18 protein-coding genes are annotated in these 23,962 nt (G+C 45.6%); 8 read left to right on the top strand and 10 right to left on the bottom strand.

Going from position 1 to position 23,962, the window contains the following annotated elements:
• Positions 1-161 precede the first annotated feature (161 nt).
• The 5 genes from nhaA to VER99_RS05910 form a co-directional block, all read right to left on the bottom strand.
• Entirely contained in the window at positions 162-1,313 is a 1,152-nt protein-coding gene (nhaA, locus tag VER99_RS05930; RefSeq protein WP_020333000.1) for a Na+/H+ antiporter NhaA, read from the bottom strand.
• A gap of 352 nt (positions 1,314-1,665) precedes the next feature.
• Positions 1,666-2,787, bottom strand: coding sequence for a lipocalin-like domain-containing protein (locus tag VER99_RS05925; protein WP_020332999.1), 1,122 nt, complete (start codon positions 2,785-2,787; stop codon positions 1,666-1,668).
• A complete protein-coding gene (locus tag VER99_RS05920) occupies positions 2,787-5,240 on the bottom strand; it encodes an ABC transporter permease (RefSeq protein ID WP_020332998.1) in 2,454 nt (817 codons plus the stop codon). The genes VER99_RS05925 and VER99_RS05920 overlap by 1 nt, the downstream gene beginning before the upstream one ends.
• Positions 5,221-5,892 (bottom strand): ABC transporter ATP-binding protein, encoded by a 672-nt coding sequence (locus tag VER99_RS05915; protein WP_014231559.1) that lies wholly within the window; start codon positions 5,890-5,892, stop codon positions 5,221-5,223. The genes VER99_RS05920 and VER99_RS05915 overlap by 20 nt, the downstream gene beginning before the upstream one ends.
• A gap of 193 nt (positions 5,893-6,085) precedes the next feature.
• A complete protein-coding gene (locus VER99_RS05910) occupies positions 6,086-7,462 on the bottom strand; it encodes an MATE family efflux transporter (RefSeq protein WP_014231558.1) in 1,377 nt (458 codons plus the stop codon).
• A gap of 94 nt (positions 7,463-7,556) precedes the next feature.
• Between VER99_RS05910 and VER99_RS05905 the strand changes: the two genes are divergently transcribed.
• Positions 7,557-8,999, top strand: coding sequence for a DUF2867 domain-containing protein (locus VER99_RS05905; RefSeq protein WP_020332997.1), 1,443 nt, complete (start codon positions 7,557-7,559; stop codon positions 8,997-8,999).
• Positions 9,000-9,037: 38 nt separating this feature from the next.
• Here VER99_RS05905 and VER99_RS05900 read toward each other — a convergent pair whose 3' ends face one another.
• The gene (locus VER99_RS05900) at positions 9,038-9,640 is read right to left on the bottom strand and encodes a NapC/NirT family cytochrome c (protein WP_020332996.1); all 603 of its coding nucleotides are present in this window, start codon (positions 9,638-9,640) and stop codon (positions 9,038-9,040) included.
• Positions 9,641-9,670: 30 nt separating this feature from the next.
• Positions 9,671-10,294: a c-type cytochrome gene (locus VER99_RS05895; RefSeq protein WP_020332995.1), complete on the bottom strand. Its 624-nt coding sequence runs from the start codon at positions 10,292-10,294 to the stop codon at positions 9,671-9,673.
• Positions 10,295-10,859: 565 nt separating this feature from the next.
• Between VER99_RS05895 and VER99_RS05890 the strand changes: the two genes are divergently transcribed.
• Genes VER99_RS05890 through VER99_RS05880 form a run of 3 tightly spaced genes read left to right on the top strand, consistent with a single transcriptional unit; the run spans position 10,860 to position 16,204 of the window.
• The gene (locus VER99_RS05890; protein ID WP_020332994.1) at positions 10,860-13,172 is read left to right on the top strand and encodes an OmcA/MtrC family decaheme c-type cytochrome; all 2,313 of its coding nucleotides are present in this window, start codon (positions 10,860-10,862) and stop codon (positions 13,170-13,172) included.
• 52 nt (positions 13,173-13,224) lie between these two features.
• A complete protein-coding gene (locus VER99_RS05885) occupies positions 13,225-14,211 on the top strand; it encodes a DmsE family decaheme c-type cytochrome (RefSeq protein WP_014231553.1) in 987 nt (328 codons plus the stop codon).
• A gap of 10 nt (positions 14,212-14,221) precedes the next feature.
• Positions 14,222-16,204 (top strand): MtrB/PioB family decaheme-associated outer membrane protein, encoded by a 1,983-nt coding sequence (locus VER99_RS05880; RefSeq protein ID WP_020332993.1) that lies wholly within the window; start codon positions 14,222-14,224, stop codon positions 16,202-16,204.
• Between the two features lie 75 nt (positions 16,205-16,279).
• Here VER99_RS05880 and VER99_RS05875 read toward each other — a convergent pair whose 3' ends face one another.
• The 3 genes from VER99_RS05875 to rsuA form a co-directional block, all read right to left on the bottom strand.
• A complete protein-coding gene (locus tag VER99_RS05875) occupies positions 16,280-16,939 on the bottom strand; it encodes a DUF2913 family protein (protein WP_020332992.1) in 660 nt (219 codons plus the stop codon).
• Complete coding sequence (locus VER99_RS05870) at positions 16,939-18,141, bottom strand: Bcr/CflA family multidrug efflux MFS transporter (protein WP_020332991.1); 1,203 nt, start codon at positions 18,139-18,141, stop codon at positions 16,939-16,941. Before VER99_RS05870 ends, VER99_RS05875 begins: the two co-directional genes overlap by 1 nt.
• A 438-nt stretch (positions 18,142-18,579) precedes the next feature.
• Positions 18,580-19,281: a 16S rRNA pseudouridine(516) synthase RsuA gene (gene rsuA / locus VER99_RS05865; protein ID WP_014231548.1), complete on the bottom strand. Its 702-nt coding sequence runs from the start codon at positions 19,279-19,281 to the stop codon at positions 18,580-18,582.
• A gap of 121 nt (positions 19,282-19,402) precedes the next feature.
• On the opposite strand from rsuA, the gene VER99_RS05860 reads away from it, so the two are divergent.
• The 4 genes from VER99_RS05860 to VER99_RS05845 all read left to right on the top strand — a co-directional run bounded on the left by VER99_RS05860 (position 19,403) and on the right by VER99_RS05845 (position 23,731).
• On the top strand, positions 19,403-21,154 hold the full coding sequence (locus tag VER99_RS05860) for a DEAD/DEAH box helicase (RefSeq protein WP_020332989.1): 1,752 nt from the start codon (positions 19,403-19,405) through the stop codon (positions 21,152-21,154).
• Positions 21,155-21,286: 132 nt separating this feature from the next.
• Positions 21,287-21,721 carry a PepSY domain-containing protein gene (locus VER99_RS05855; protein WP_020332988.1) on the top strand — a complete coding sequence of 145 codons (435 nt, stop codon included), beginning with the start codon at positions 21,287-21,289 and terminating at the stop codon, positions 21,719-21,721.
• An 11-nt stretch (positions 21,722-21,732) separates the two neighbouring features.
• A complete protein-coding gene (locus tag VER99_RS05850; RefSeq protein ID WP_020332987.1) occupies positions 21,733-22,392 on the top strand; it encodes a response regulator transcription factor in 660 nt (219 codons plus the stop codon).
• The gene (locus tag VER99_RS05845) at positions 22,382-23,731 is read left to right on the top strand and encodes an ATP-binding protein (RefSeq protein ID WP_020332986.1); all 1,350 of its coding nucleotides are present in this window, start codon (positions 22,382-22,384) and stop codon (positions 23,729-23,731) included. Before VER99_RS05850 ends, VER99_RS05845 begins: the two co-directional genes overlap by 11 nt.
• Positions 23,732-23,962 lie beyond the last annotated feature (231 nt).

Raw genomic sequence — 23,962 nt, 5'->3', positions numbered from 1 at the left:
TACGTTGCTGCTTTTTTCTTATTAACTCCTATGTTTGTATCCGCCCAGTCAAATTTTCGACTGGGCTTTTTTTCGTCTGAAACATTTCTCTTAGCTCTACCTACAAGATGACAGGCATAAAAAAGCCTCCCTTTTGGGAGGCTTTTCATTGGTTTAAGTTTTTACGCTTGTGCCTTTTTTGGTAAAGACAGGTGAAGCAACACGTAACCGATTATCGCAGCAGTTGTTGACCCCATCAAAATACCTAGTCGTGCGTAAGTATCGAACTCCGGACTCACATTGCCGAATGCAAGTGACGAGATAAAGATAGACATCGTAAAACCAATACCACAAAGCACAGACACCGCGAAAATATGTTTGAAGCCGATACCTTCTGGCAGCTTCGCCACACCTAGCTTGACTGCCGCCCAGCTGAAGGTGAAAATACCCAGAGGCTTACCAACCAACAAACCAAGCGCGATACCTAATGGCAACATTGAAGTTAAGCCAGATAAAGATACGCCTTCTAACGAAATACCAGCGTTTGCAAACGCAAACAGCGGAAGAATACCAAACGCCACGTATGGGTGAAGAGCATGCTCCATGTGTTTCAGCGGTGAATGCTCGCCCGGCTTACCTTGAAGCGGGATAGCAAAACCGATTACCACACCTGCAAGCGTCGCGTGAACACCCGATTTAAGAACAGCAAACCAAAGGATGGCACCCACAATCATATATGGTGTTAGTTTGGTCACCTTCTTAGCGTTCAACACGAACAGTAAACCAGTCATGGCAAAACCAACTAGCAAAGCCATTGTCGATAGATCGCCCGTGTAGAACAGCGCGATGATAACCACAACACCTAAGTCATCGATGATAGCCAGAGCCAGCAGGAATACTTTTAGGCTTACCGGGACACGTTTACCCAGAAGCGCCATGATACCCAATGCAAATGCGATATCTGTTGCCGCTGGGATTGCCCAGCCAGAAACCGCTTCAGCGTCACTCGCATTAAATGCGACATAAATAAGAGCGGGTGCCAACATACCACCTACCGCTGCAATCGCAGGGAAGATCGCTGTTTCTTTTGATTTCAGTGCACCTTCAAGTAACTCTCGTTTAACCTCAAGACCAATTAATAGGAAAAACACCGCCATTAGGCCGTCATTGATCCAGTGAGATACGGACATACCTAAAACATAAGTATGCAGAAAAGATTGATAAGTTTCGCCCAGAGGTGTGTTTGCAATGGTCATCGCGATCGCCGCTGCAATCACGAGAAGAATGCCTCCTGCGGATTCCATTTTGAAAAAGTCACGAATAGCATCGTTCATACATTAACCCTTATATTTATTATCTTCATAAACGATCGACAAAGAATGATCTGAGTTTATAGCTGTAAGAAACTTTAGAATAATCGCTTGTTCAGAGTATAAACTTCGTTATTTCCGATGTTTAATTTGCAACATATCGTATTTTCCAACAATAACTTTGTAGTCGTTACGACCAATTGCATATCGCTTCTTTGCTATTTATTAATCAGTATTACTCATAATTCAGCATAACATGATTAAAATACTTATGATAAACACTGAGAATTATCCTATCTCTATCAAGCTACAGGAACAAAAAAGCCACCTCAAGGGTGGCTATATAAATAAAAACCGAATGGTAGTTAGCAAACAACTAGTAGCCAGTTAATTGCATAAATCCCCAAGCCTCGTTAGAGCCCGATGCTAACGTAGGACCTTCCCAATATGGGATAACAAAAGGGAGCCACATATTGGTGTTAACGACACGTGTCGTCAGGTCAATGTCGTATTCTGGCATATTGATAACCCATTGTAATGGCAACCGTTTTCCGTTAGACAAGCTGGTCACTTGTATCGGTTGAATCGTGATATCTTTCTCTGACAAATTGATCACTTTACCTGAACGTGTTGATAAGGTGCCGAATATATGAGGCATTTGACCGTGATGACGATACCTGCTGACCGTCAGCGCTCTGCCATCATCTAAGTTGAATGTAAACCAGTCCCAACCTTGTTGCCCTTCTCCTATCAGACCACTGCCCCACTCTTTTTGAGTCCAGGCCGTGCCTGATACCGGGATCCGTTGACCATCAATATTCAAACTGCCTTTCACATTAAGAAAAGGGGCACTAAAGCTAAACGAGGCAACCGACTGCAAGGCATGCTTGACCTGAAAGCCTCTGTCGCCATTGACGACAAATGGGCCGTTCGTCTGTGTGTTAAGGTCAACGCTGAATTCATCCGTCGCAACAATAAGTTTGCCAGGGAAAGGCGTTGTGCCAAGAGAGCGCCAGTTCCAATTGTCAATCCATAAGCTAAATGGATGATTCTGCATCCCAGCCTGGCCTATGCCACCTCGCGCAACACGTTGCTCTTTCCACACCTGAGAACCATGGCTAATGACGATGTGTGAGATATATAGCTGAGGATTTTGCCAGCCTCTGGTTTCACGTTCATCTGTCGCTACTCTAAAGTAACTCCACTGAACGTTATAAACCCCGCCGTTCTTATCTTGCAGCTTAGCGAAGTAATTCCACCATTCGTGCTGGTATTTGGGATGAAACTTAAAATCAGCTGGCAGTGAAACATGTTCATCAGGCAAAACTGGCTCAAAGATAGTGTTATTCTCTCTGGTCAGTATCGAGTTAATATCACTCTCCTGAGTAACCGTGTCTTCCGACCAAAACGGCAAGTATAGAGAGCCTAGCAGTACAATCACTGCCGCAATAGACAATACTGCTGCTAAGAAGCGCTTTTTGGAGTTCTTTTTTACCACTACAACGCATCCCTCAATGACTTCATTGGTGTACTTTTGATCATTCTAATAACAGGCAAGGCACCTGCCGCCATGATAGCCAGCATTGCCCAGGCGATCGTCTTGGCGTATTCCCAAGGGATCGTCTGTAGCTCCAGTGACCAGCCAAAAGATTGTCTGATAATAATGTCCACAATCACATGAGCCAGTGCTAAGCCAAGAGGCACAGCGATCAGCGCCGATATTGCCCCAAACGCGAACAGCTGTAAGCCACCGAGTAAAACAAGCTCTTTACCGGAAACGCCCATACAACGAAGTAGTGAGAAGTGTCTCTGCCGAGAGAGTTCACCTGCCAGTGTCGCAAAGAACAAGCCGAAAACAGCGATGATAAGCGTGATGTTGCCCAGCGTACCCGCGATAGCAAACGTATGATCAAAAACACGCATTGCTTGGTTATAAATATTACTATCATCAAAAATGCGATCCTGAGATAAGCGGAACACATTTTCTAATCGGTTTTTCAGTCCTTCACCATTGACGTTATCTTCAAGAACGACGCCAAGCCCCACGTTCCCCGTTCCTGCAAAAGCATACAGCCAACTTCGGTGAGACATCATTACTTGGTTATAGGGGTTACCATAGTCATAATAAACACCCGCAACTTGCCACCCGTCACCAAGCGGAGCATGAAGATCAATCACATCACCAGGTCGTATGTCGAGCTTTAACGCCATCGACTCACTAACCATGATACTTTTGCCATGATGTAACTGATACCAGTAACTAGGCACACCCAGCTTAACCGTTAGAGAATCGAGTTCCCCTTCAGAAGCACCAGTGCTCACAACCTGCAGAACGCCCTTATCCGTAGGTAGATCTTTTTCCCAACGCCACCACACAGACTTCACTTCAGGTTGCTGCTGTAACCAGCCACTCATGCGTGCCGCATTATTGTTATTCGGGTAAATATAAATGTCCGCAGCCAAACGTTGGTTAAGCCATTTGTCGGTGGTGTCTCTAAAACTACCGACCATGGTTTCAACGCCAATGTTTGCAGCAAGTGCAAGCATGAATGCCATGCTCGCGACTCCGCGGTAACTCATACTAGCCGCAGCATCTGCGAAGAACCACCGGACTCGCACCCAACGCAGTGAGTAAGAAAAACTCTGAAATAGATGCCACATGATAAATGGCATAACGAGGGCAACACTTAACATCATCAGCGCGACAATAGTGAAGCCAATCTCCTGTGTTTTTGGTGCTTGATACACGGCGACCGCAGCAACACAAAAAGCACATGCAGCCAACGCTTGCCAAGAGAACTCTCGACCAGCAAAACGCATCAAAGAAAGACGAGACGATAAGCGAATTGGTTGTGATTTAAGTAGACGTATTAACGGCCATAAACACGAAATTAGCGCCCCCATCGCTGACATGATTAAGCTGTATATGCTTGACTTCCATGACCAACCGATAGACAAACCGACGTTAGCGTCATACAAATCACTTAAACTTGTCGACACCGTTGGGATAAGCTCATTTGCGAGTATTACCCCCAAAAAGTTGCCACATGCCCAAGCGACCGTCACAAGAATAGACAGTTCAAGTAATAAAGCTTGCGCAAGTTGAGTTCCGCTTACACCCGCTTGGCGTAATATCCCTACTAAGCGTTGTCGCTGAATCAGAGACAAAGACATGGCTTGATAAAAGATAAACAGTCCGACTAAAAACGACAGCATTCCCATTGCCGTTAAGTTCATATGAAACGCTTTAGTCAAAGACTCTAATTCGTTGCGCGTGTTATGAGTCAGCGTCATGCCATTGGGTAGCATTTTTTTCAGTGCCGATAGCTTTTCTTCTGACATTTCACCACACAAAATCGAAGACAAGCCCGAGCTGCGTTTCAACATGCGTAGTAAAGAAATATCAGTAATCAGCCTAGTACCGGAAAGCAGACTATTCTGGTCGACTTGAAGCGGGCCCAGACGGCTGCCATCGTTCATCTCAATAAAGTCACCATCTTGCCATTCCATGTAAGAAGCCAAGTCTTGACTGATCAGAATTGGATAAGGAGGCTTCATTATGGACAGAATCGGCATTTCCCCTAATGACTTTCCTTGCTGAAGAGGAATCATCGCGACAGGATCAATACCGACCAACATCAGATTCATGTCTGACTTGGCGTCTAAATGGATCACATCAAACGGGGCACATTGATTGAAGCCTGCGCGGCGCAGCTGGATATAAAAACCCTGAGGAACTTTATTAGCGGAGTGCTTGGTACTAATTCGGTAAGGCAACGGATTAGAGAAAAGCCTCTCTCCCGTTGTATAGCTCTGTTTTGCATGCTGGTTAATCGAAGTAACACCAACCAGAAGAGATACGCCTAAAGTTAAACCTAACCAGACGAGAATAATTTGCAGTGGGTAACGACGGTAATGACCGAGTAGTGCCTTAACTACGGGCCATAACATGCAGTTGTCCCCCTTGCAGTCGGATTTTACCTTCCATATGGTCAGCGACCTTCTCACTATGAGTCACCAACAACAATGTACAATTCAGTTGGCGCGCAAGCGTGGTTAATAAACGCATCACCGCTTCGGCATTTCGTTCATCCAAACTTCCGGTTGGCTCATCGGCCAAGAGAATTTGCGGTTCCATGTAAAGAGCTCGTGCAATCGCAGCGCGTTGTTGCTGGCCACCAGAGACTTCTTCAGGATAACGGCCAAGAAGCGGCATCAAATCAAGAGCGGAGAGAATCTGACGCCACAAACCTTGATCTTCCGGCAAGCCTTTTAACTGGCGGCAAAAACGAATGTTATCCGCAATATTTAGCGTCGGAAGAAGGTTAAATTGCTGGAAAATATTGCCGATGTTATTTCTGCGATAGAGTGTTCTCAAATGCTCCGGAGCATCATGCATCGAAAAACCGACAAACTGAATTTCTCCGGAATCCACCGTATCCAGACCAGCAATCAAATTAAGTAAGGTACTTTTGCCTGAACCACTCTCACCCATCAGAGCGACTTGCTCACCGCGTTGTAATGTTAATTCTGCCCCTTGTAAAACTGGGTGAAACTCTCCCCCATCTACATAGCCTTTACATAGGTCTGACAGTCTTAACATTAATATAGCCGCTCAACAGGTATTTAAAATTGGGATAAGAATCTACACTAAAATCGGACCAGTAGGAAGTATTTTGAATACTAGATCACATTATCAAACCGCAAATGCAACTCGATTCACCTTCTCAAACTATTTTTGTTGAAATTAAAAGCAAATTCCTATCACTAATAATCGATTTTCTCCATTTGTATGGTTAGCTACCGATTAGGTTTTTCATCCACTTTTTACTTCTCACACGAGGTAAGGAAATCGCCCACTTAACCACTTCCTCGGTCAAAAAGAGTAAATACACCCATTGCGGTTCCCAACCAAGGTAAATAGCAGCAAAGGCAGCAAGAGGGATACCAATAACCCACTGTGCTACTAAGTCCTGATACAGGCAGAATTTAACATCACCGCCCGCGCGAAGAACACCGACAATGACCATCATAGGAATGGAACGCAGTATCACACCAATCGCCAGAATCAGCATAAATTGCTCTGATAACTGACGCGTTTCTGGCGTCAAAGCGCTGAACGCATTCAGTATCCACTGGTTTGAAACCAACAGTAATAAGGCAACCACCACGGCAATGATCAGATTCAAAATCAGTGTTGCCCAAGCTTGGTAGTAAACAGGTTCAAAATTCTTTGCGCCTAACTGATTGCCCACCAAAACGGCAGCAGCATTCGACAAACCGATCATCATTGCCAACGCTATGGATTCAACGGGGGTCATGACTGAGAGAGCCGCCAAGCCCTGGACGCCCGCTTGTCCCATAATCGCATGATAAACAAATAGTCCACCAGCCCATGCCAGAAAGTTAAATGTCGTAGGTAATGACAAACTAAGAAAGCGCGTAATTTTTTCAAATACTAATCCCGCTCGGATGTCATTCCATCCAAACGCAAGAATATGTTTCTTCGCCCATAAATACCCGAATAGACAGCCCACTTCGATGGCACCGCTGATAACAGTCGCGATTGCAGCCCCGGTAATACCAAGTGCAGGAAAACCCAAATGACCGAAAATCAACACCCAGTTTAGGAACACGTTCGAGACGATTCCAATACCACTAAAGAATGTGCTTAAGCCCGGTTGATGCATCGCTCGCAAACCAACGGCCATACTTGCAACACAGGCAACAGCAAACATACTGGCTGAAGACGCCACCAAATAGTTTGCCCCCAGATCAATAACCTGCTGTGAGTCAGTGGTTAAACTCATGATTGGATCAGGAAAGACCACAAACAGGAAAACAGCCATCGCAGCAAACACCATTGATATCACCCAGGTAAGAGATGTACTCTCCCTTACGCCCGCTTTGTCCCCGGCCCCCCAATATTGAGCGGTTAACAAAGCTCCACCAGTCGTGACACCCACCAACATAATTGTCGTGACAAACGTAGCTCGAGCGGCCACCCCAACGGCGGCAATTTCAGCCTCACCAAGCTGGCCGAGCATTAATACATCGACCAGGCTGCGGCTGGAAAACATAATGCTTTGAAGAGTGATTGGAAGCGCTATCGCGAACAAACGACGTAAAAATGCCTTATCGGCGTGAATTAAAAGCTGAGAAAAAAAAGACACGAGCACTCCAACGACAACTTGTTGAAAGAAATGGAAAAGTGTCTCATGATTATACCTAGCGGTGATAATTCCACCAACAAAAAAAGGACAAAGAATGAAAAAGGTGTTGGTACTTGGCGCGTCTGGATACATAGGTTCTCAACTTCTCCCTCTTTTACTAGATAAAGGTTACAGCGTCACAGCAGCGGCGCGACATATCGAGTATTTAGAATCAAGATCGCGCCCTCATCCAAACCTGACGCTGAAATACCTGGACTTAGCCGACGCTGAGTCAACATTATCTATTGTGAATGACTTTGATTTGGTCTTTTTTTTGGTGCACGGAATGGCTCAGGGAGATGACTTTGTCGAATACGAGCTCAACCTTGCGCTGAATTTTAAGTTCGCCTTAGAAAAAAGCCGCGTTAAACACGTTATTTATCTCAGTGCAATTCAGCCCCAAACGGGAAATTCGCGACATTTAGCCGCGCGAAAAGCAACCGGAAAAATCATTCGCCAGTCCGGTGTTCCGGTCACAGAATTGCGCGCTGGTGTGATTATCGGCCCGGGTTCTGCGGCTTTTGAAATAATGCGTGACTTCGTTTACAACCTGCCTGTTTTAGTCACACCAAAATGGGTGGACTCTAAAGCCAACCCGATAGCTCTGCCTAATCTGAATCATTACTTACTCTCCCTTGCGGCAGAACCACCACCGGTGGAAAGTAAGATCTACGAAGTGGGAGGGCCAGATACATTAAGTTACAGAGAACAATTTCGCGTTATATGCCAAGTGACGAATAAGCCATACCGATTATGGTCTACCCCACTGCTTACCCCTAAAATGGCGTCGCACTGGCTCGGGCTCATCACTTCCGTTCCATCAAGTATTGGCAAGGCACTACTCGCCGGATTAGAACACGATTACATCGCTGATTCGGTCGCGATTGAGACTCGGTTTCCACAAGAAATGATCAGTTATGAACAATCGGTAAAAGAGGCAATTGCACACGAGGGAACGTTTGTACGTAGCAATGTTTGGGGATTTGAGCCAGCGGCACTAAAACGCTGGCAACCAGGATATGGCTACTTTCCTAAACAAGCAGGAGCCAGCATAAAAACCAAAGCATCTGCTGACGCGTTGTGGAAAGTTGCGCAGAAAATTGGTAGCCGAGAGAAAGGATACTACTTTGCAAATATTCTTTGGCGAACCCGTGAATGGCTGGATATCTTTTTTGGTGGCGGGAAACCCGTTCGAGTCTCCCCTCCCGGACCCGAACTCAAAGTGGGCGACTTCATTGACTCTTGGAAAGTCATCCGGTGTGAAGAAAACCAATTCTTATCGCTGTTTTTTGGCATGAAAGGTCCCGGGCTCGGGCGCTTGGAAATCAGTATTAAAGATGAAGGAGATGTGCGAGAGCTGGACATAACGGCGTGGTGGCATCCGCAAGGTTTTCTGGGGCTGCTTTACTGGTTTGCCATGATGCCGGCCCACCTGTTCATATTTAATGGCATGGTGAAAGCGATGGCTAACCAAGCGGAAGAAAACTCAGACCACTAGGCAGCCATACTTTATACTTATCAGAACTTTAAGAAGAATCAATTAACCATAGCGGTGGTTTCAACCATTTCTTCTTCGACTTCTTCTGGCTCATCCTCTGGTAACTTGTGCGCTATACCAGCATGACAATCGATACACGATTGATCTCGTGATTCCATCATTTGGTGTCGACGAGCCGTCGTACGACCTTGCGCTTCGAAGTCCATGCGATCAACCTGGTGACAGTATTTACATTGCTTGGACTTATTGGCGACAAACTCCTCCGTTACGATTGTCGCAAGCCTTGGCCGGTGTTCTGACTCAAAGTTTTCCAGCGTAATATCGCCTTTCAATTTATGGAAGATATCCGCTGTCGCGGTGATTTTAACGATCATTTTGGGAATAAACTCTCTCGGAACATGACAGTCACTGCATGTCGCGGCAATCACACCTTTTGAGTTGTTGTAATGTATTGACGCTTGATATTCCTCCACGATCGTATCCATCCCAATGTGGCATCCGAAACAGAAGTCGTTGGTGTTGGAATAATTCATAACGCCATGGTAAGCGCCTAGTGCGCCCACGCCTAAGATAAACGCGACTACACCACCAAGCGGGATGCCGAGCATCCATTTTTTATTAGGTCGACTCCACCATCCCATATAGTTTGCTCCACCTTGCCAGTGATTGATTTATTGGAAACTCGCGTAATATTCAGACAGTGCAACCAAATCGTCTTCACTTAACCCTTTAACAGCGCTATCCATTTTCTTATCTACAGAACGTGCACCGCTATGAAACTGCTTGAGCGTGGTTAGCAAGTAGCCTTTTTGCTGGCCTGCCAGAATCGAGGTTTCATCCATCGGATCGCTGCCTCCATCCACATGACAGCTGTCGCAATTTTTCTCGTGAATCATTTTCCCTTTATCAGCCAGTGACTGATCGAAGTCCTGTTTCGCACGAACAAACGCAAGCTGTGAATAGTGTGCAGCTAACTCTTCCACTTCTTCTTCGGAAAGCGATTTCACAATAGTCGCCATGTCACCACTTTTGCTCGTATCACCATAAACATGCTTAACGGTATCAGCAGGTCTACCTTCTGCGTACTGCAACATTTGGTCAGTGAAATTAAATTCAGGTAAGCCCGCAATAGAAGGAATATTGGTATTTGTCGATACCCCACCCGGTCCATGGCATGCCTCACATTCCAAACGCTCGATTAATTCTGGAGCGGATGCTTGCACTGACGAAACCAGAAGAAAGTTTGCTGTAATCAACGTCAACGCTTGAGTTATTTTTGTCAAAGAAGAACACATAGGCTGCGATTCCTAAACTTAAATATTATTGAAAGACAGTGAGAACTAGGCGGCTGTATCTAAAATCTACTAGAAAGAAAATGGAATAAACATGACGACTCTCAAGTAAGATCACTGCTAAACCAACGCTTTCTTATAAGCAATTCCAATATCAACCTGTCCAAAACAACATCTCATTTACATACACAATACATATTAGACCACGCTCTTATAATTTGCTGACATTAGAAAGGCAAATTATAACCTTATTTTTTATAAGTCATTGTTATGCATAATAAAACAACAAAACCCATAACATTCAACACTTTGAGCAACATCACAACACTCAAAAAATCTCTTTAGCGAGCTGTGAAGCACGGTTTTATGTCTATACTCAAAACAGTCGGTGGTAGAGTGAAATGTAAATTTTGACCCGTCGTTGTTCACTCTCTCCAAAAGATAACTAACAAGAATAAAGCAAACTACTTTATATGGGCTCTTTATACTCAGAGCCGAAAATTCAATAAGTTGTATCTAAATTAGTCCCACTTTTATTTAAATCTATTAGGTGAAAGCGAGAGGGAAAATGAACAATATAAAACTACTTTTCATCACAACCCTTGCCATGTTAATGGCCGCATGTGGTCCAGGCGGTAAAAATGATCAAAATACCCCTCCGCCAGATGTCAGTTCATTCAGCGTCGAAATCGAAAAGCCGATGCTTATGTCCTCCGACAGTGGTACTGAAACAAAGTTGGTGGTTGACTTTAACGTTCTGGACGGCGCGGGGCGTGACTACACGTTCGACACCGATAAAGACTTTAGAATCGCGGTGTTAAAAGCAATGCCGGCACGCAGTGACGTTGAAGATACTAGTGACCCCGCATACGACTATAACGGGCGAAACGGCAATACTTTCTGGAAAAGTTTCCATCACTCCAGTGATGCCTCAAATAACAGAGCATCAATGGAGAGTGTTTGGGATGGCGATTTAGAGAAAACAGACGACGGCTATCGTTACACCTTTGCAATTACAGACATTTTGAAAGTCGCCGATCCGTATCCTGCCGATTCCGCTGATAATGACGGGTACATTAGCTGGGATGAAAATAAGTTGCACCGAATCGTGTTCGCTTATGGCGACCAAGAAGTCGGTTTTACCCATGTTTATGAGTGGGTACCAGGTACCAGTTCAGACAGCACTGTAACGAGAAATGTCATTGAAGACGGAACCTGTGCGAATTGTCATATGAACGAACCCCTCCACCATGGTCCGGGTTATCGTTCAATCGACAACAACATCGCCGTTTGTACGTCTTGTCACAACGACAGTAACCCAGGTGCGGCACCCGCTCGACGACCACTTGCGGCCGTTGTACACCAATATCACGGCAACGTATTTAAACTTGGCAGTGACAGAAATGACCTGACTACGTACAAGCAGCCTGTTGATGACAGTGAGCAGTTAGTCACTGACATAGACGGTCTTGTCGTTGAGGGCAGCCCATTCCCACAAGATGCGCGCAACTGTACGACTTGTCACTCGAGTGACACAGCAAAAGCATCGGATGCAAACAACTGGTTTGAACACCCAACCCAAGTTGCCTGTGAAACCTGTCACTTGTTCCGTGATCGCGGAGCTCATGCAAATCAAGTTGGTACAGCATGGATTCGAGACGGTTCCCCTCAAAATACTTGTACCGGATGTCATCGCCCTTATGAGCGTGACGAAAATGGCGACCCAATCATTGGCGAAGACGCAAGCAGAAGCGCTAAAACGGTTCACATGATGCGTCTGGCAAACCTATCAACCGCCAGAGACACGTTAGACGTCTCGATTGAACAAGCGCGTTTCATTGATGATAGCTTCGAAGTTCAAGTACGCATCATGAAAGACGGTGTGGGTATAAGCTCGATGGCTGACATTAGGCCTTATATCAATAATGACGATCACTTCTATCTTCTTCTTAACTGGGATAACGGTGAAGGACCTCTATTGTCATATTTAAGTCCGTTAACTTTCTCGTCACCATCGCCGCTCCCAACCGTTGATCTGAACATGTATGGAGACGGTGCGGTTGGCGATGGCTGTGTTGCAGAAGGTGATGGTATGTTCACCTGTCACAAAGACCTCAGTGCTTCTGATATCAAACCAACCAGCACTTCGAAACTGACTGTCAACATTGCAGATGTACCTCTATGTGCTGACAGAAGAGAAGGCGTGCTAAGTGAGTGTGTCAACTTTACCGGCATTGATCTAATCAAGAGCCCGTTCATGATTGCAGCAAATAACACGTCATCAGCCTTCGGCATTGGTGGTGTGGAAATTCCTCATAGTCTTCCAATGGGCGCGGATATTGAGAGCTGTAACGGTTGTCATAAAGAGCTGACAATCCACGCTGACTCCCATGCGGCGACTGATTTCCAGCAATGTAAAAATTGCCATAACTCAGAACGTCCATCTTTTTACACAGGTATACCGGCAGATCTGAAATACCACGTGCACTCGTATCATGCGTTTGGGTCTCATCGTAATGGTGAGGCGGTATTCCCAGGAGCAATTAACAATTGTGAATCTTGCCATACATCGTCTCAATTTAACCTGCCAAGTCAGGAAAATACGCGCCCATCATTGGCGATGAATACAGCAGGTGAAACAAAATACTTCAGCCCGGCTCTAGTGGCCTGTGGTGCATGTCACCTTGAATCAGCGCTCGCTGACGCAGATCCAGAAACTGTAGCTGGTGATGCAATACTGAGCCATATGATAAATAACGGCGCAGTCTTTGGTGCTGACACAGCAGCAGAAGCGATGGGTTCTGAGCAATGTTCGACATGTCACGCTATCGGGCAGTCTCAGGGCGTAGATAAGGTTCACAAGGTATATGACTACCGTTGAAAACGTCATTGATCATAAGTAATTAACGATTAAGGATGAAAAAGGAATTGTTATGAGAGCAATCATTCAGCGGTGGTTAGTGGTGTTAATACTCGGGTTTGGGGTAATTTCTTCGGTGAACTCTGAAGACGTGACCGAGCCCGAGGCAGAACCTGAAGCAGCAACCTTATCGAGAGAAGAGATACAGACCATACTGGATACGAAGTTTTCTGAAGGGAAATACTCTCGTCGTGGTCCTGATGGCTGTCTACGATGCCATGATGACACGTCTGATAAGCCTGCTACGGGTATTTTCGATAATGTACATGGTAAAGCTGCCAATATTCACGGACCAATGAACGATAAGCAGTGTGAGGCGTGCCATGGTCCGGCGAATAACCATGAACGTAATCCTCGTAAAGGCCAAGTAAGGGAGCCAATGATCACCTTTGGTCCTAACTCCCCTGTTCCTGTAGAGAAACAAAATAGCGTGTGTTTGTCGTGCCACCAAGATGCTAAACGTTCTACTTGGCACAGCAGTGAGCACGCTTTTGAAGGCCTATCGTGCTCGAGCTGTCACCAGTTGCATCAAAAGGACGATCCTATGATGGTTGCTGAGTTGCAAGCGGATAAATGTACAGATTGCCATATTAAGGCCAAATCTGACATTCACAAACGCAGCAGTCACCCGGTTCTGGATGGCGTAATGACCTGTTCGAATTGTCACAACCCACACCAGACAATCAACGAAGCGAGCCTCAACTGGTCATCAATTAATGACACCTGCTATGAGTGTCACGCGGAAAAACGCGGTCCAAACTTATGGGAACATGAACCCGTCACGGAAGATTGTACAACCTGTCACTCTCCTCACGGTTCAGTTAATAAAGCCATGTTAAACAAACGTCTACCAATGCTATGTCAGGAGTGTCACCGCGTTCCTCATGCTAACGTTGCGATGCCTGAAAACGACTTGAAGGTTCGTGGTGGTAGCTGTATGAACTGCCATACTCAAGTGCATGGCTCTAATCACCCACGCGGTCAGACGCTAAGATATTAAGGAGGGTGGCATGAAACTATCAAAAATCTGTATTGCTATTTCCCTTGCTTTATCTCTACAAGTACACGCAGAGGATTATTCGCTGCAGAATAGCCAAGAGGCTGATACCAGCCGCTGGAATTGTACTGACTGTAGTAGCGATGGTTTGTGGAGTGGTGATGTCAGTGTGGGCGTCGGTTATCTCGATAACGACGGTTCAACACGATTCTATAACTGGAATCCACCTCTTCATGGCACTAGTTCAGACAACAAGCACCTAAATGCAAGCCTGAATGCGGATATTGAACGCTATGAAGATGATGGCTTCTACAATCGCTTACTTGTTGACGACTTAGGGCTACAACGCTTCTTGATTCAATGGGAAATTGGAGAGTATGACGGTTTTCGTTTGGTAACAAGTTACAGCGAAACGCCCTACTACTGGAATCGCTCATCATTAAGTGCCTACCAAGGGAGTGACAACGTACTCACGAGTGGAGCTTTGAGCAAATATGATCACGAAGTTACCCGTGATACCTTCAAGTTTGAGCTCAAGTACACGCCTAAATCACCTTGGCAACCCTATGCATCGATGAAACATGAGCGTAAAGAAGGCACAACGTCCCTCTATTCATCGACCATACCGGGTTATGGCAGCGGCCCCGGATTCATTCCTAAGGCCGTCGACCATGAGACACTCAATACCCAAGTCGGTATGAGCTACGTAGAAGATCTCTGGTTGGTTGATGTTGCCTATCGCGGTTCCTTCTTCCGCAATGACATGTCAGCGCTCTACTATGGCGATACTTCAGACCCGTATGCGAACCAACTTTCTAACGAACCTGACAACGATTTTCATCAGCTGGCTGTGTCCGGTAATTATCGCGTGAACCAACAAACCTTCAATGGCCGGATTTTATGGTCACAAGCTACATCTGAAGGAGGTTTACTACCATTTGCGTTGTCCCCTTCTAACTCAAATACATTTCACGGTGAAACCAGTACTTGGCAAGTCAGTGGGGATTATCACAACAAACTATCACGTGATACCGCTCTGAAAGTGTCTGCTGATTACTCCGACAAAGACGACAAGTCTGATAGAAACGATGTGGTTGGCGCAACGCGCGAAAGCTATGACCGCACCAAAACAAAACTGGAAGCCTCGGTCACTCATCGCCTCAACAGCGATATCAGATTGAACGCGGGCTATGACTACACGCACGACAAACGAGAGTACGCTGATCGTAAAAGTATTGATGAGCAAAGTTTGCATTTCGGAGCTCGTTATCGTCCAGAAGCGCCATGGCAATTAGGCGGAAAATTATCCTACTCATTCCGAGATGGATCTTCTTGGCGAAATTCAAGTAGCGACTCGCCTAACTTACGACAATACTACTTAGCCGATAAAAACCGCATAGAATTACGCGGAGACGGTAGTTACGACATCTCTGAAAACGTACAACTCCTCGCAGAAGCCTGGTACGGCAACGATGATTATGACAAACCTGACATTGGCCTGAGTGAGGGTGAAGACTACGGTTATGATTTAAGTGTCAATTTCAACCTCGCTGAGGGCTTGAATGGACATGTGTTCTATAACCAACAAATCATTCGCTCAGAACAGCAACAAGCAAATTCGGATGTCGTTGGATGGGATAGATACAAAACAAAACTGAAAGACGATGTCACCACCGTTGGCTTTGGGGTCAGTAAAGACGGACTTCTTGAAGACAAGTTAACCCTCTCTCTGGACTACAGCTATAGTCAGGCAGACAGTAAATCGTCAACAACGGCCAGCGGGTATCAGTATCCGGACAATGAATACAAATCATCGCGTCTTGAAGGTGTTGCAGATTATGAAATCTCAGACAATCAAAGCGTTCAATTCAATGTTCGTTACGAAGATTACTCTGAAGATGATTACCTCTTCAATAATGAAGTAAGTAACATGGGTGACGTTCTGCAAGACTACAACGGCATCTATGGCGGCGTTTATTGGAAGTATCGCTTCTAGCCAATGTGCGTTGTTAAAACTAAAAAAGCATCAGAGACACTACGAATCTGATGCTTTTTTGTTTATTGGGGCAAGTTATGCCTGAAAGCTGAGAGGAATTTCAGCTAATTGATTGCCTTCATTCGCAGGAAATATTAGGTATTCGCCGTGGTATTTCACCATCGATTTATAATCTGTTACCTTGTGGACCATAAAGCCCGCCTGCGATGCTTTTTCGACAAACTCAGCATGATTACCGCGCACAAACCAACTCATCGGTTTAACCAGTAACTCACCATCAAAACAGCTTTCACATTGGTCTGCACAAAGTGCTAATGAGTTTTGACCTTCGGTAAATATCTGAACCTTGCCGCATCCTACTAATTGCTCAGAGGTAGACACTTCCCAGCCCGCTTGCTCCATGACATCCAAAAAGGCTTCAATATCAGAGTCTTTAATCACTTTGGCTTCTTCGCCTTCAGGGAAGAACTGGGCGTAATAGGCTGAGATACGTTTAAAGATAAACAACAAGCCTGAATCGTTACCCTTTGAACGCCCCGCTTTTTGCCAGCGGGTCAAATCATCACCCACTACTCGGCCAAAATTTTGCGATTTCAGTGCTTTTGTTACCCAACGCACCAAGTAATGGTTGTTAGCCACAGGCGCATTCGCCAGCTTACCTGAGCGATGTTCCGTGTCCAAATCTGCCAACGCTGAGTTAACCAGATTCTGAATTTCTTTGGTGTAATCCGACATTACGCCTTTCTTCCTAAAGTCCAATAAAACAGTGCAGACAGCACTGCACAAGCAAACATAACAATGAGCATTGGCCATGCAACGTCACCCGGAAGTGCCGCCACAAACGCACCAATCAACGACCCCATGCCGAACCTTAATGTGCCCGCCAGTGACGATGCGGTACCAGCCATTGATGGGTAACCACTTAAAAGTAGTGCCATAGCGTTACTGCCAATCGTCGATAACGTACCAATAAAGAGCACAACAAAAGGTACCGTGCCCCATAAGCCTAAATCCAACAACCAAGCCACTAACAAACCAATACCAGCCAAAAGCTGAACCGACAGGCCAAAACGAAGCATGGCATGCGACCCCACTTTTTTCACCAAGCGTCCGTTAATGCTGGTCATGATGATCATCGCCACAATATTCAGACCAAACAAGTAACCAAAGTAGTCAGGTCGAACACCGTATATATCAATATAGACAAATGAGCCCGCGGTAAGGAAAGCAAACATTCCAGAGAATGAAAATGCGCCAGCTAACATCAGGCCCAACGCTTCTGAGCTAGAACATAAACGAGCGTAGTTTCTTAGTGTCGTACGAAAACGTAAAGGTTGACGATTTTCTGGTTTTAATGTTTCCGGAATCTTCCAAAATACGAGAGAAATAACCACAACGGCAAATATCGCCAGTACCCAGAAAATCGATCGCCATCCAAACCAGATCGCAAAGTGCCCGCCAATCATCGGCGCAACTAACGGCGCGATTGTGATAACTAGAGTGACAAAAGACATAGTGCGGGCGAAGTCTTCACGTTCAAACATGTCGCGAACGACCGCCTGGATAATGACCGCCGCTGCCGCACCCGCAAAGCCTTGCGCGGTACGAACATAAGTAAGAGCGTCAATGCCATTTGTAGTCGCACTCACGACTGCCGCTAATCCAAAGAAAAACACACCTAAAATAAGAACCGGTCTGCGTCCAAAACTATCTGAAAGCGGGCCGTGGATTAACTGTCCGATCGCAAAGCCTGCGGTATATGCCGTTAATGTAATTTGCACCGCGCCAGGAGCGACACCGAGATCTTTCGCAATCGCAGGCATCGCAGGCAAATACATATCAATGGCAAGCGGAGTAAGTGCACCAATCGCCCCAAGAACGATGAATAGTAAAAAGGAGAGTTGGGATTGCGGAGCACTTTGAACTTTTTCTGTCATTCTTTTACCTCTAGTTGAGTCCCAACCACTCGCACCCTGGCCTGGATACAGTGATCAATGAAGCTTCTCGTCACGTTGATTATAGGAATAACAGCGAATCCAAAATCTCGTTTTACAAGGTTCAAAAGGACGAATGGATACCAAGGTGCTGCAAACGACTCAAACAATAAAGCGCATGATAACGATTCAAATTCATACGCTGACGATGAGAGTAAAGAAGATGGGCAATGAAGCTCACTCCACCATTTTTCACCACATCGGATGTTTTACGAGAAAAGTAAGTGTCTTAGATAAACGAGCCTCAGTTAATAACTTGAGGTTTGACACTGACTAAAACTGTCTGGCACTAAATCTATTTGGTAGGAGCCGTCATTTTGAGCGATTTCCTACCAAAAAACCAGTTCCCAATAGGAACTAAATAATTTCCTAGAGCTATGATTAATTCCAGATCGAATCAATTTCTTCTTGAGTCAAATAACGGTAATCACCCGGTTCGAGTGCTTCGTCAAGTTCGATAGAACCAATGCGTTCACGATGTAGATATTCAACTTTGTTACCGAGCGCAGCAAACATGCGTTTCACTTGGTGATATTTGCCCTCAACGATGGTTAGCAACAACTCATTTTCAGCTTCATTCACGATCTCTAAACGCGCTGGTAACGTCGCTTCCTGCTCATTACGAAGCATGATGCCTTCGGCAAGTTTCTCAGCATAATCAGGCTGAATAGCATCAACTAGCCAAACACGGTAGGTTTTTTCACACTTGTGTTTTGGCGAAGTAATGCGGTGCGACCACTTACCGTCGTCGGTAATGAGCACCAGACCGGTAGTGTCAACGTCCAGACGACCTGCAAAATGTAGATTCTCGATTTTTGGCTCATCTAACAACATGAATGCGGTTTGATTAAAGCCATCTTCATGTGAACAAACGAAATCAGCAGGTTTGTACAACATAATGTAACGTGGCCCCGGCGCAGCAACTACGCGGTCTTCCCACATGACTTCCGCACCTTCCGGCACCTTGAATGATCCACTTTTTTGAATGTCACCATCAACGGTCACTTCGCCACTTTTGATGATCTTTGTCGCCTGCTTGCGCGTCGCACCCAGAGCGTCACACAAATATTTATCTAAACGCATGAATACCTCATTGAATTATACCCAAATGCTCTCCGAATCGTGGTTCTAAGATCACTTGGGTATAAAAGTCAGGTATTATAACGTCCCTGGTTGGAATAGTTGAGCAATTTCACATTTTTTCATGTATACACTTCGTCCCTATCAAGCTGACTCTGTAAAAGCGGTCATTCATTACTTTCGTAAACACTCGACACCTGCCGTGATTGTGTTGCCAACTGGTGCGGGCAAAAGCCTGGTGATTGCCGAATTGGCTCGTCTGGCTAAAGGGCGAGTGTTAGTTATGGCGCATGTTAAAGAGCTGGTTGAGCAAAACCATGCCAAATACGAAGGGTACGATCTCAAAGGCTCGGTTTTTTCTGCTGGCCTTGGACGCAAAGAAACCGATCAGCAAGTTGTGTTCGCTTCTGTTCAGTCGGTGGTAAGAAACTTAGATGCCTTCAAAAACCAATTCTCGCTACTGGTTATCGACGAATGTCATCGCGTGCCAGACGATAAAAACAGCAGCTATCAGAAAGTGATTACTCATTTGCGTGAGTTGAACCCAGGGATTAAAGTTCTTGGTCTTACCGCCACCCCATATCGATTGGGCATGGGTTGGATTTACCAGTACCATACTCGCGGACAGGTTCGAACTGAAGAACCGCGCTTCTTCCGCGACTGCATCTTTGAATTACCAATTCGCTACTTGCTCGATGAAAACTTCCTGACGCCAGCGCGAATGATGGACGCGCCCGTTTTGTCTTATGACTTTTCGCAGTTAAAACCCGCCAATACCGGGCGCTACAAAGAAGCGGAAATGGACATGGTGATCGACAAAGCCAAACGTGCAACGCCGCAAATCGTCGAACAAATTATTCAATACGCAAAAGACCGACATGGTGTGATGATTTTTGCAGCCACGGTTCGTCACGCGCAGGAAATTCATGGTTTATTACCTGAAGGCCAAACCGCAATTGTCATCGGAGATACGCCAACACCGGAGCGTGACGCCATCATCCAAGCGTTTAAAAACCGCGAAATCAAGTATCTGGTTAACGTGTCGGTATTAACCACTGGATTTGATGCACCGCACGTTGATCTGATTGCCATTTTGCGTCCGACAGAATCAGTCAGTTTGTATCAGCAAATCGTCGGCCGCGGGCTACGTCTGTCCGAAGGTAAGTCAGAATGTTTGGTGCTTGATTACGCAGGCAACAGTTACGATTTGTATCAGCCAGAAGTTGGCGATTCCAAACCCGATTCCACCAGCGAAATCATTACCATTCCCTGCCCTGCTTGTGGTTTTAATAACAACTTCTGGGGCAAATTGGATAGCAATGGCTTTTTGCTCGAACACTTCGGCCGCCGTTGCCAGGGTTACTTCGAAGATGAAGACACGGGTGAACGCGAGCATTGCGGTTACCGATTCAGAGCGAAATATTGTGGGGAATGTGGTGCTGACAACGACATTGCTGCGCGCATCTGCCACGAATGTGACGCCACATTAGTCGATCCAGACAAAAAGTTGAAAGAAGCGCTTAACCTGAAAGACGCGTTGATATTCGAGTGCACTGAGATGGACTTGTCTGTCTTCAAATCTAATGACGGTAAGTCTCAGTTAAAAGTTACCTACTCGGGAGAACCATACCAAGGTGAAGGGAACGCGTTAGTTCATGAGTTTTGGTCTCTCACTACCAAAAAGCAAAAACAGAACTTCAAAGATCAATTTGTTCGTCCTCATCTCGCGGACAAGCATCGCCCGTTTGAAGAAGCGTCCCCGACTCGAGTCGTGGCAAATCAGCACCGATTTCGCTTACCGCAGTTTGTGATTGCCAGAAAGTCAGGGCGTTTTTGGAAACTGCGTGACAAAATTTTTGATGATGAACTGAAGTAGCGTCTACCAATTCAGACGATTCATTTCAATGCAGGTAACCAGTGAACCTCTCAACTTTCTTGCTGACAGGTTCACCTTCTATTCATATACCGCTGCCTATAATCCTGCCAATTCTTATGAAAAGGTTTTATTATGAACAAATCAACGAATTCTCAGCGTGTTGCGTTGTTTTTAAGTTTGCTACCGATGCTAATTTCGGCACCTACGTTCGCACAACAAAAGGATCTGTTGGCATCACAAGACGGCCATGCGATTGTGCAGGATGTCATAAAACCTGGCACCGAGATTGAATTTGATGAAGACCAGGATGAGGTCTATCGCGCGGTGCAAAACGGTGATATTCGACCATTCTCCGAACTCTACGCAACGGTCGAAAAAGACTTGTTCGGTCGTATTATTAAAGTCGAACTCGAAGAAGACAATCATGCGTGGGTTTACGAATTAAAAATTCTCTTTGACAGCAACGTCCTAAAAGTTGAGTACGATGCAGCAACATTAGAAATGCTCGAAGTGAAAGGTCGTAACTTCAATAAAGCGCTGAAACCACAGCAACAAATAAATGAATAAAAGAAGCCACTATGAAAATACTTGTTGTCGAGGATGATCCTCGCATTGGTGAGCAAATCATCGAGACGTTGGAAAACACTGGCTGGGTACCTGAACTCTCTCAAGATGGGATTGACGCGCTATATCGTGCGACAACAGAAGAGTGGGATGCGATCGTTTTAGATCTCGGCTTGCCTAAGCTGGATGGCTTATCAGTATTGAAAGGCATCCGAGATGAAAACATTAACACGCCTGTCGTTATTCTTAGTGCCCGAGACGCGTTGACGGAGCGTGTTGAAGGACTGAATGCCGGTGCCGATGATTACCTCACCAAGCCTTTTGAGATGCTGGAATTGATCGCCCGTATCCGTGCCCAGCTTCGCAGAGCCTCTGGCAATGCTTCTCCTGTCATGCAAATTGGCGATCTGAGTTTGGATACCCGCACCTCTAAAGTGATGTGGAAAGGTGAGCCGGTTAGCTTAACTGCGCTCGAGTACAAAGTGGTTGCGTACTTTGTACATAATCCCGAGAAAGTGATTTCACGAACAGAACTCGTCGAGCATATTTACAAACAAGATTTTGACCGAGACTCGAATACCATTGAAGTCTTTATAGGTCGTATCCGTAAAAAAATCGCACCGAAAATCATCAAAACTGTCCGTGGCTTAGGGTACCAACTCAATGCCAAATAAATACAGATTGCCACTGTATCCATTAAAGCGTCTGAGTATCAAAAGCCGGCTGGTATTGGCTGCTGTCGTTTGGTTAACCGCGATGATCCTGGCTGCTGGCGTCACCATTCCGACTCAAGTGTATAACTACATGGTGGATGATACCCGCTCACAATTGAGCGTCTTCATGGACGAGATCGCCGCGCAGTTAGAAATCGACAAAACCGGCCACTTATCTCTCGCGGCACAACTTTCTGACCCGCGCTTTAACAGACCTTATAGCGGGTTGTATTGGAGCGCTTCGACCAAAACTCACCTCGAACGTTCTCGCTCTTTATGGGACAAAAGAATCGAATATAAAGAGCTCGACAAAGACGCTTATGGCGCTCGCGATGAGAAACTAATTACCTTGGAAAAGGTACTGTATTTACCCGATTACAATGGCCCGATTCATGTTGTTGTCGGCATCGATGAAGCCCCAATCAAAAATACACTTCAGACGTTAATTGGCCAATTATGGTTAATTTTAGGCTTGCTGTTTGCTGGCGTGCTTACTGTTATTCTGGTGCAGATAGCATGGTCTTTAAGCCCTCTGACTAAATTACAGAAAGAGCTCGCCGAGCTTAAATCAGGAAATAAAACCAGCCTGGAAGAGACCTACCCTAAAGAGATCTCACCCTTAATCTCTGACCTTAACGCGCTACTCTTTCACTATCAGGAGCTTTTAGAGCGGGCACGAAATCATGCCGGGAATTTATCCCATGCGTTAAAGACACCATTATCTGTCCTGAAAAACGAAGTTCGCACCTTGGATACAACCGTCCAGTCCCGATTGGATGAACCTCTGAATCAAATCCAATCGCACATTGATTACCACTTAGGTCGAGCGAGAATGGCGGGTTCAATGAATATCCTCTCCGTCAAAGCCAATCCAGCGCAGCGAGTCGATGCCATTTCTATGGCCTTTGATAAAGTGTACGCCCAACGTGACATCACTTTGGTCAATGAACTCGACTCTGAATTAAACGTGGCGGTAGAGAAAAGTGATCTTGACGAGATGTTAGGTAACCTACTTGAGAACAGCTACAAGTGGGCAAACCAAATGATCCGTGTCCATTCCACTCAAGATAAGGAAAATATCCGCCTTATCATAGAAGACGACGGCCCGGGAATTCCTCAAGAACAGTTAGAGCGTGTGACTCAACGAGGGTTTAGGCTGGATGAAGAAACACCGGGCTCTGGGCTGGGGTTAAATATTGTCAGTGAAATGGCGCATAGTTACCGCGGACAGTTAGATCTCGAAGCAAGCAAAATGGGTGGGTTGAAAGCCACACTTATATTGCAGAGAAGCCGAGCATGAGCGCTTTATTAACACTCTACTCTCTCGCTAAGTAAACTTAGCGAATTGGTGAAAATAAACGCAAGTGGCATGATTTTTGTCCGACTGAATTTAAATGCCTCTATCAGACACACTTTCTTAGCTTGTTTTTGTTGATTTAGATGCAATTTGGGTTGCTGAAGTTCGAGTGGAATGATAGTATCCGCGCTCGCTTGAACAGTTCCTGTTTCAAGCCTTACCACAAACAACAAG

This window comes from Vibrio natriegens NBRC 15636 = ATCC 14048 = DSM 759, assembly GCF_035621455.1.
GTDB lineage: Bacteria > Pseudomonadota > Gammaproteobacteria > Enterobacterales > Vibrionaceae > Vibrio > Vibrio natriegens.
The sequence above is the reverse complement of the archived record's forward strand: the minus strand, read 5'-3'. Positions and strand labels throughout refer to the sequence as shown.

Coding starts and splice junctions, on each gene's coding strand:
- nhaA (WP_020333000.1), bottom strand. CDS start 1,313: ATGAACGATGCTATTCGTGACTTTTTCAAAATGGAATCCGCAGGAGGC.
- VER99_RS05920 (WP_020332998.1), bottom strand. CDS start 5,240: ATGTTATGGCCCGTAGTTAAGGCACTACTCGGTCATTACCGTCGTTAC.
- VER99_RS05915 (WP_014231559.1), bottom strand. CDS start 5,892: ATGTTAAGACTGTCAGACCTATGTAAAGGCTATGTAGATGGGGGAGAG.
- VER99_RS05905 (WP_020332997.1), top strand. CDS start 7,557: ATGAAAAAGGTGTTGGTACTTGGCGCGTCTGGATACATAGGTTCTCAA.
- VER99_RS05900 (WP_020332996.1), bottom strand. CDS start 9,640: ATGGGATGGTGGAGTCGACCTAATAAAAAATGGATGCTCGGCATCCCG.
- VER99_RS05895 (WP_020332995.1), bottom strand. CDS start 10,294: ATGTGTTCTTCTTTGACAAAAATAACTCAAGCGTTGACGTTGATTACA.
- VER99_RS05890 (WP_020332994.1), top strand. CDS start 10,860: ATGAACAATATAAAACTACTTTTCATCACAACCCTTGCCATGTTAATG.
- VER99_RS05885 (WP_014231553.1), top strand. CDS start 13,225: ATGAGAGCAATCATTCAGCGGTGGTTAGTGGTGTTAATACTCGGGTTT.
- VER99_RS05880 (WP_020332993.1), top strand. CDS start 14,222: ATGAAACTATCAAAAATCTGTATTGCTATTTCCCTTGCTTTATCTCTA.
- VER99_RS05875 (WP_020332992.1), bottom strand. CDS start 16,939: ATGTCGGATTACACCAAAGAAATTCAGAATCTGGTTAACTCAGCGTTG.
- VER99_RS05870 (WP_020332991.1), bottom strand. CDS start 18,141: ATGACAGAAAAAGTTCAAAGTGCTCCGCAATCCCAACTCTCCTTTTTA.
- rsuA (WP_014231548.1), bottom strand. CDS start 19,281: ATGCGTTTAGATAAATATTTGTGTGACGCTCTGGGTGCGACGCGCAAG.
- VER99_RS05860 (WP_020332989.1), top strand. CDS start 19,403: ATGTATACACTTCGTCCCTATCAAGCTGACTCTGTAAAAGCGGTCATT.
- VER99_RS05855 (WP_020332988.1), top strand. CDS start 21,287: ATGAACAAATCAACGAATTCTCAGCGTGTTGCGTTGTTTTTAAGTTTG.
- VER99_RS05850 (WP_020332987.1), top strand. CDS start 21,733: ATGAAAATACTTGTTGTCGAGGATGATCCTCGCATTGGTGAGCAAATC.
- VER99_RS05845 (WP_020332986.1), top strand. CDS start 22,382: ATGCCAAATAAATACAGATTGCCACTGTATCCATTAAAGCGTCTGAGT.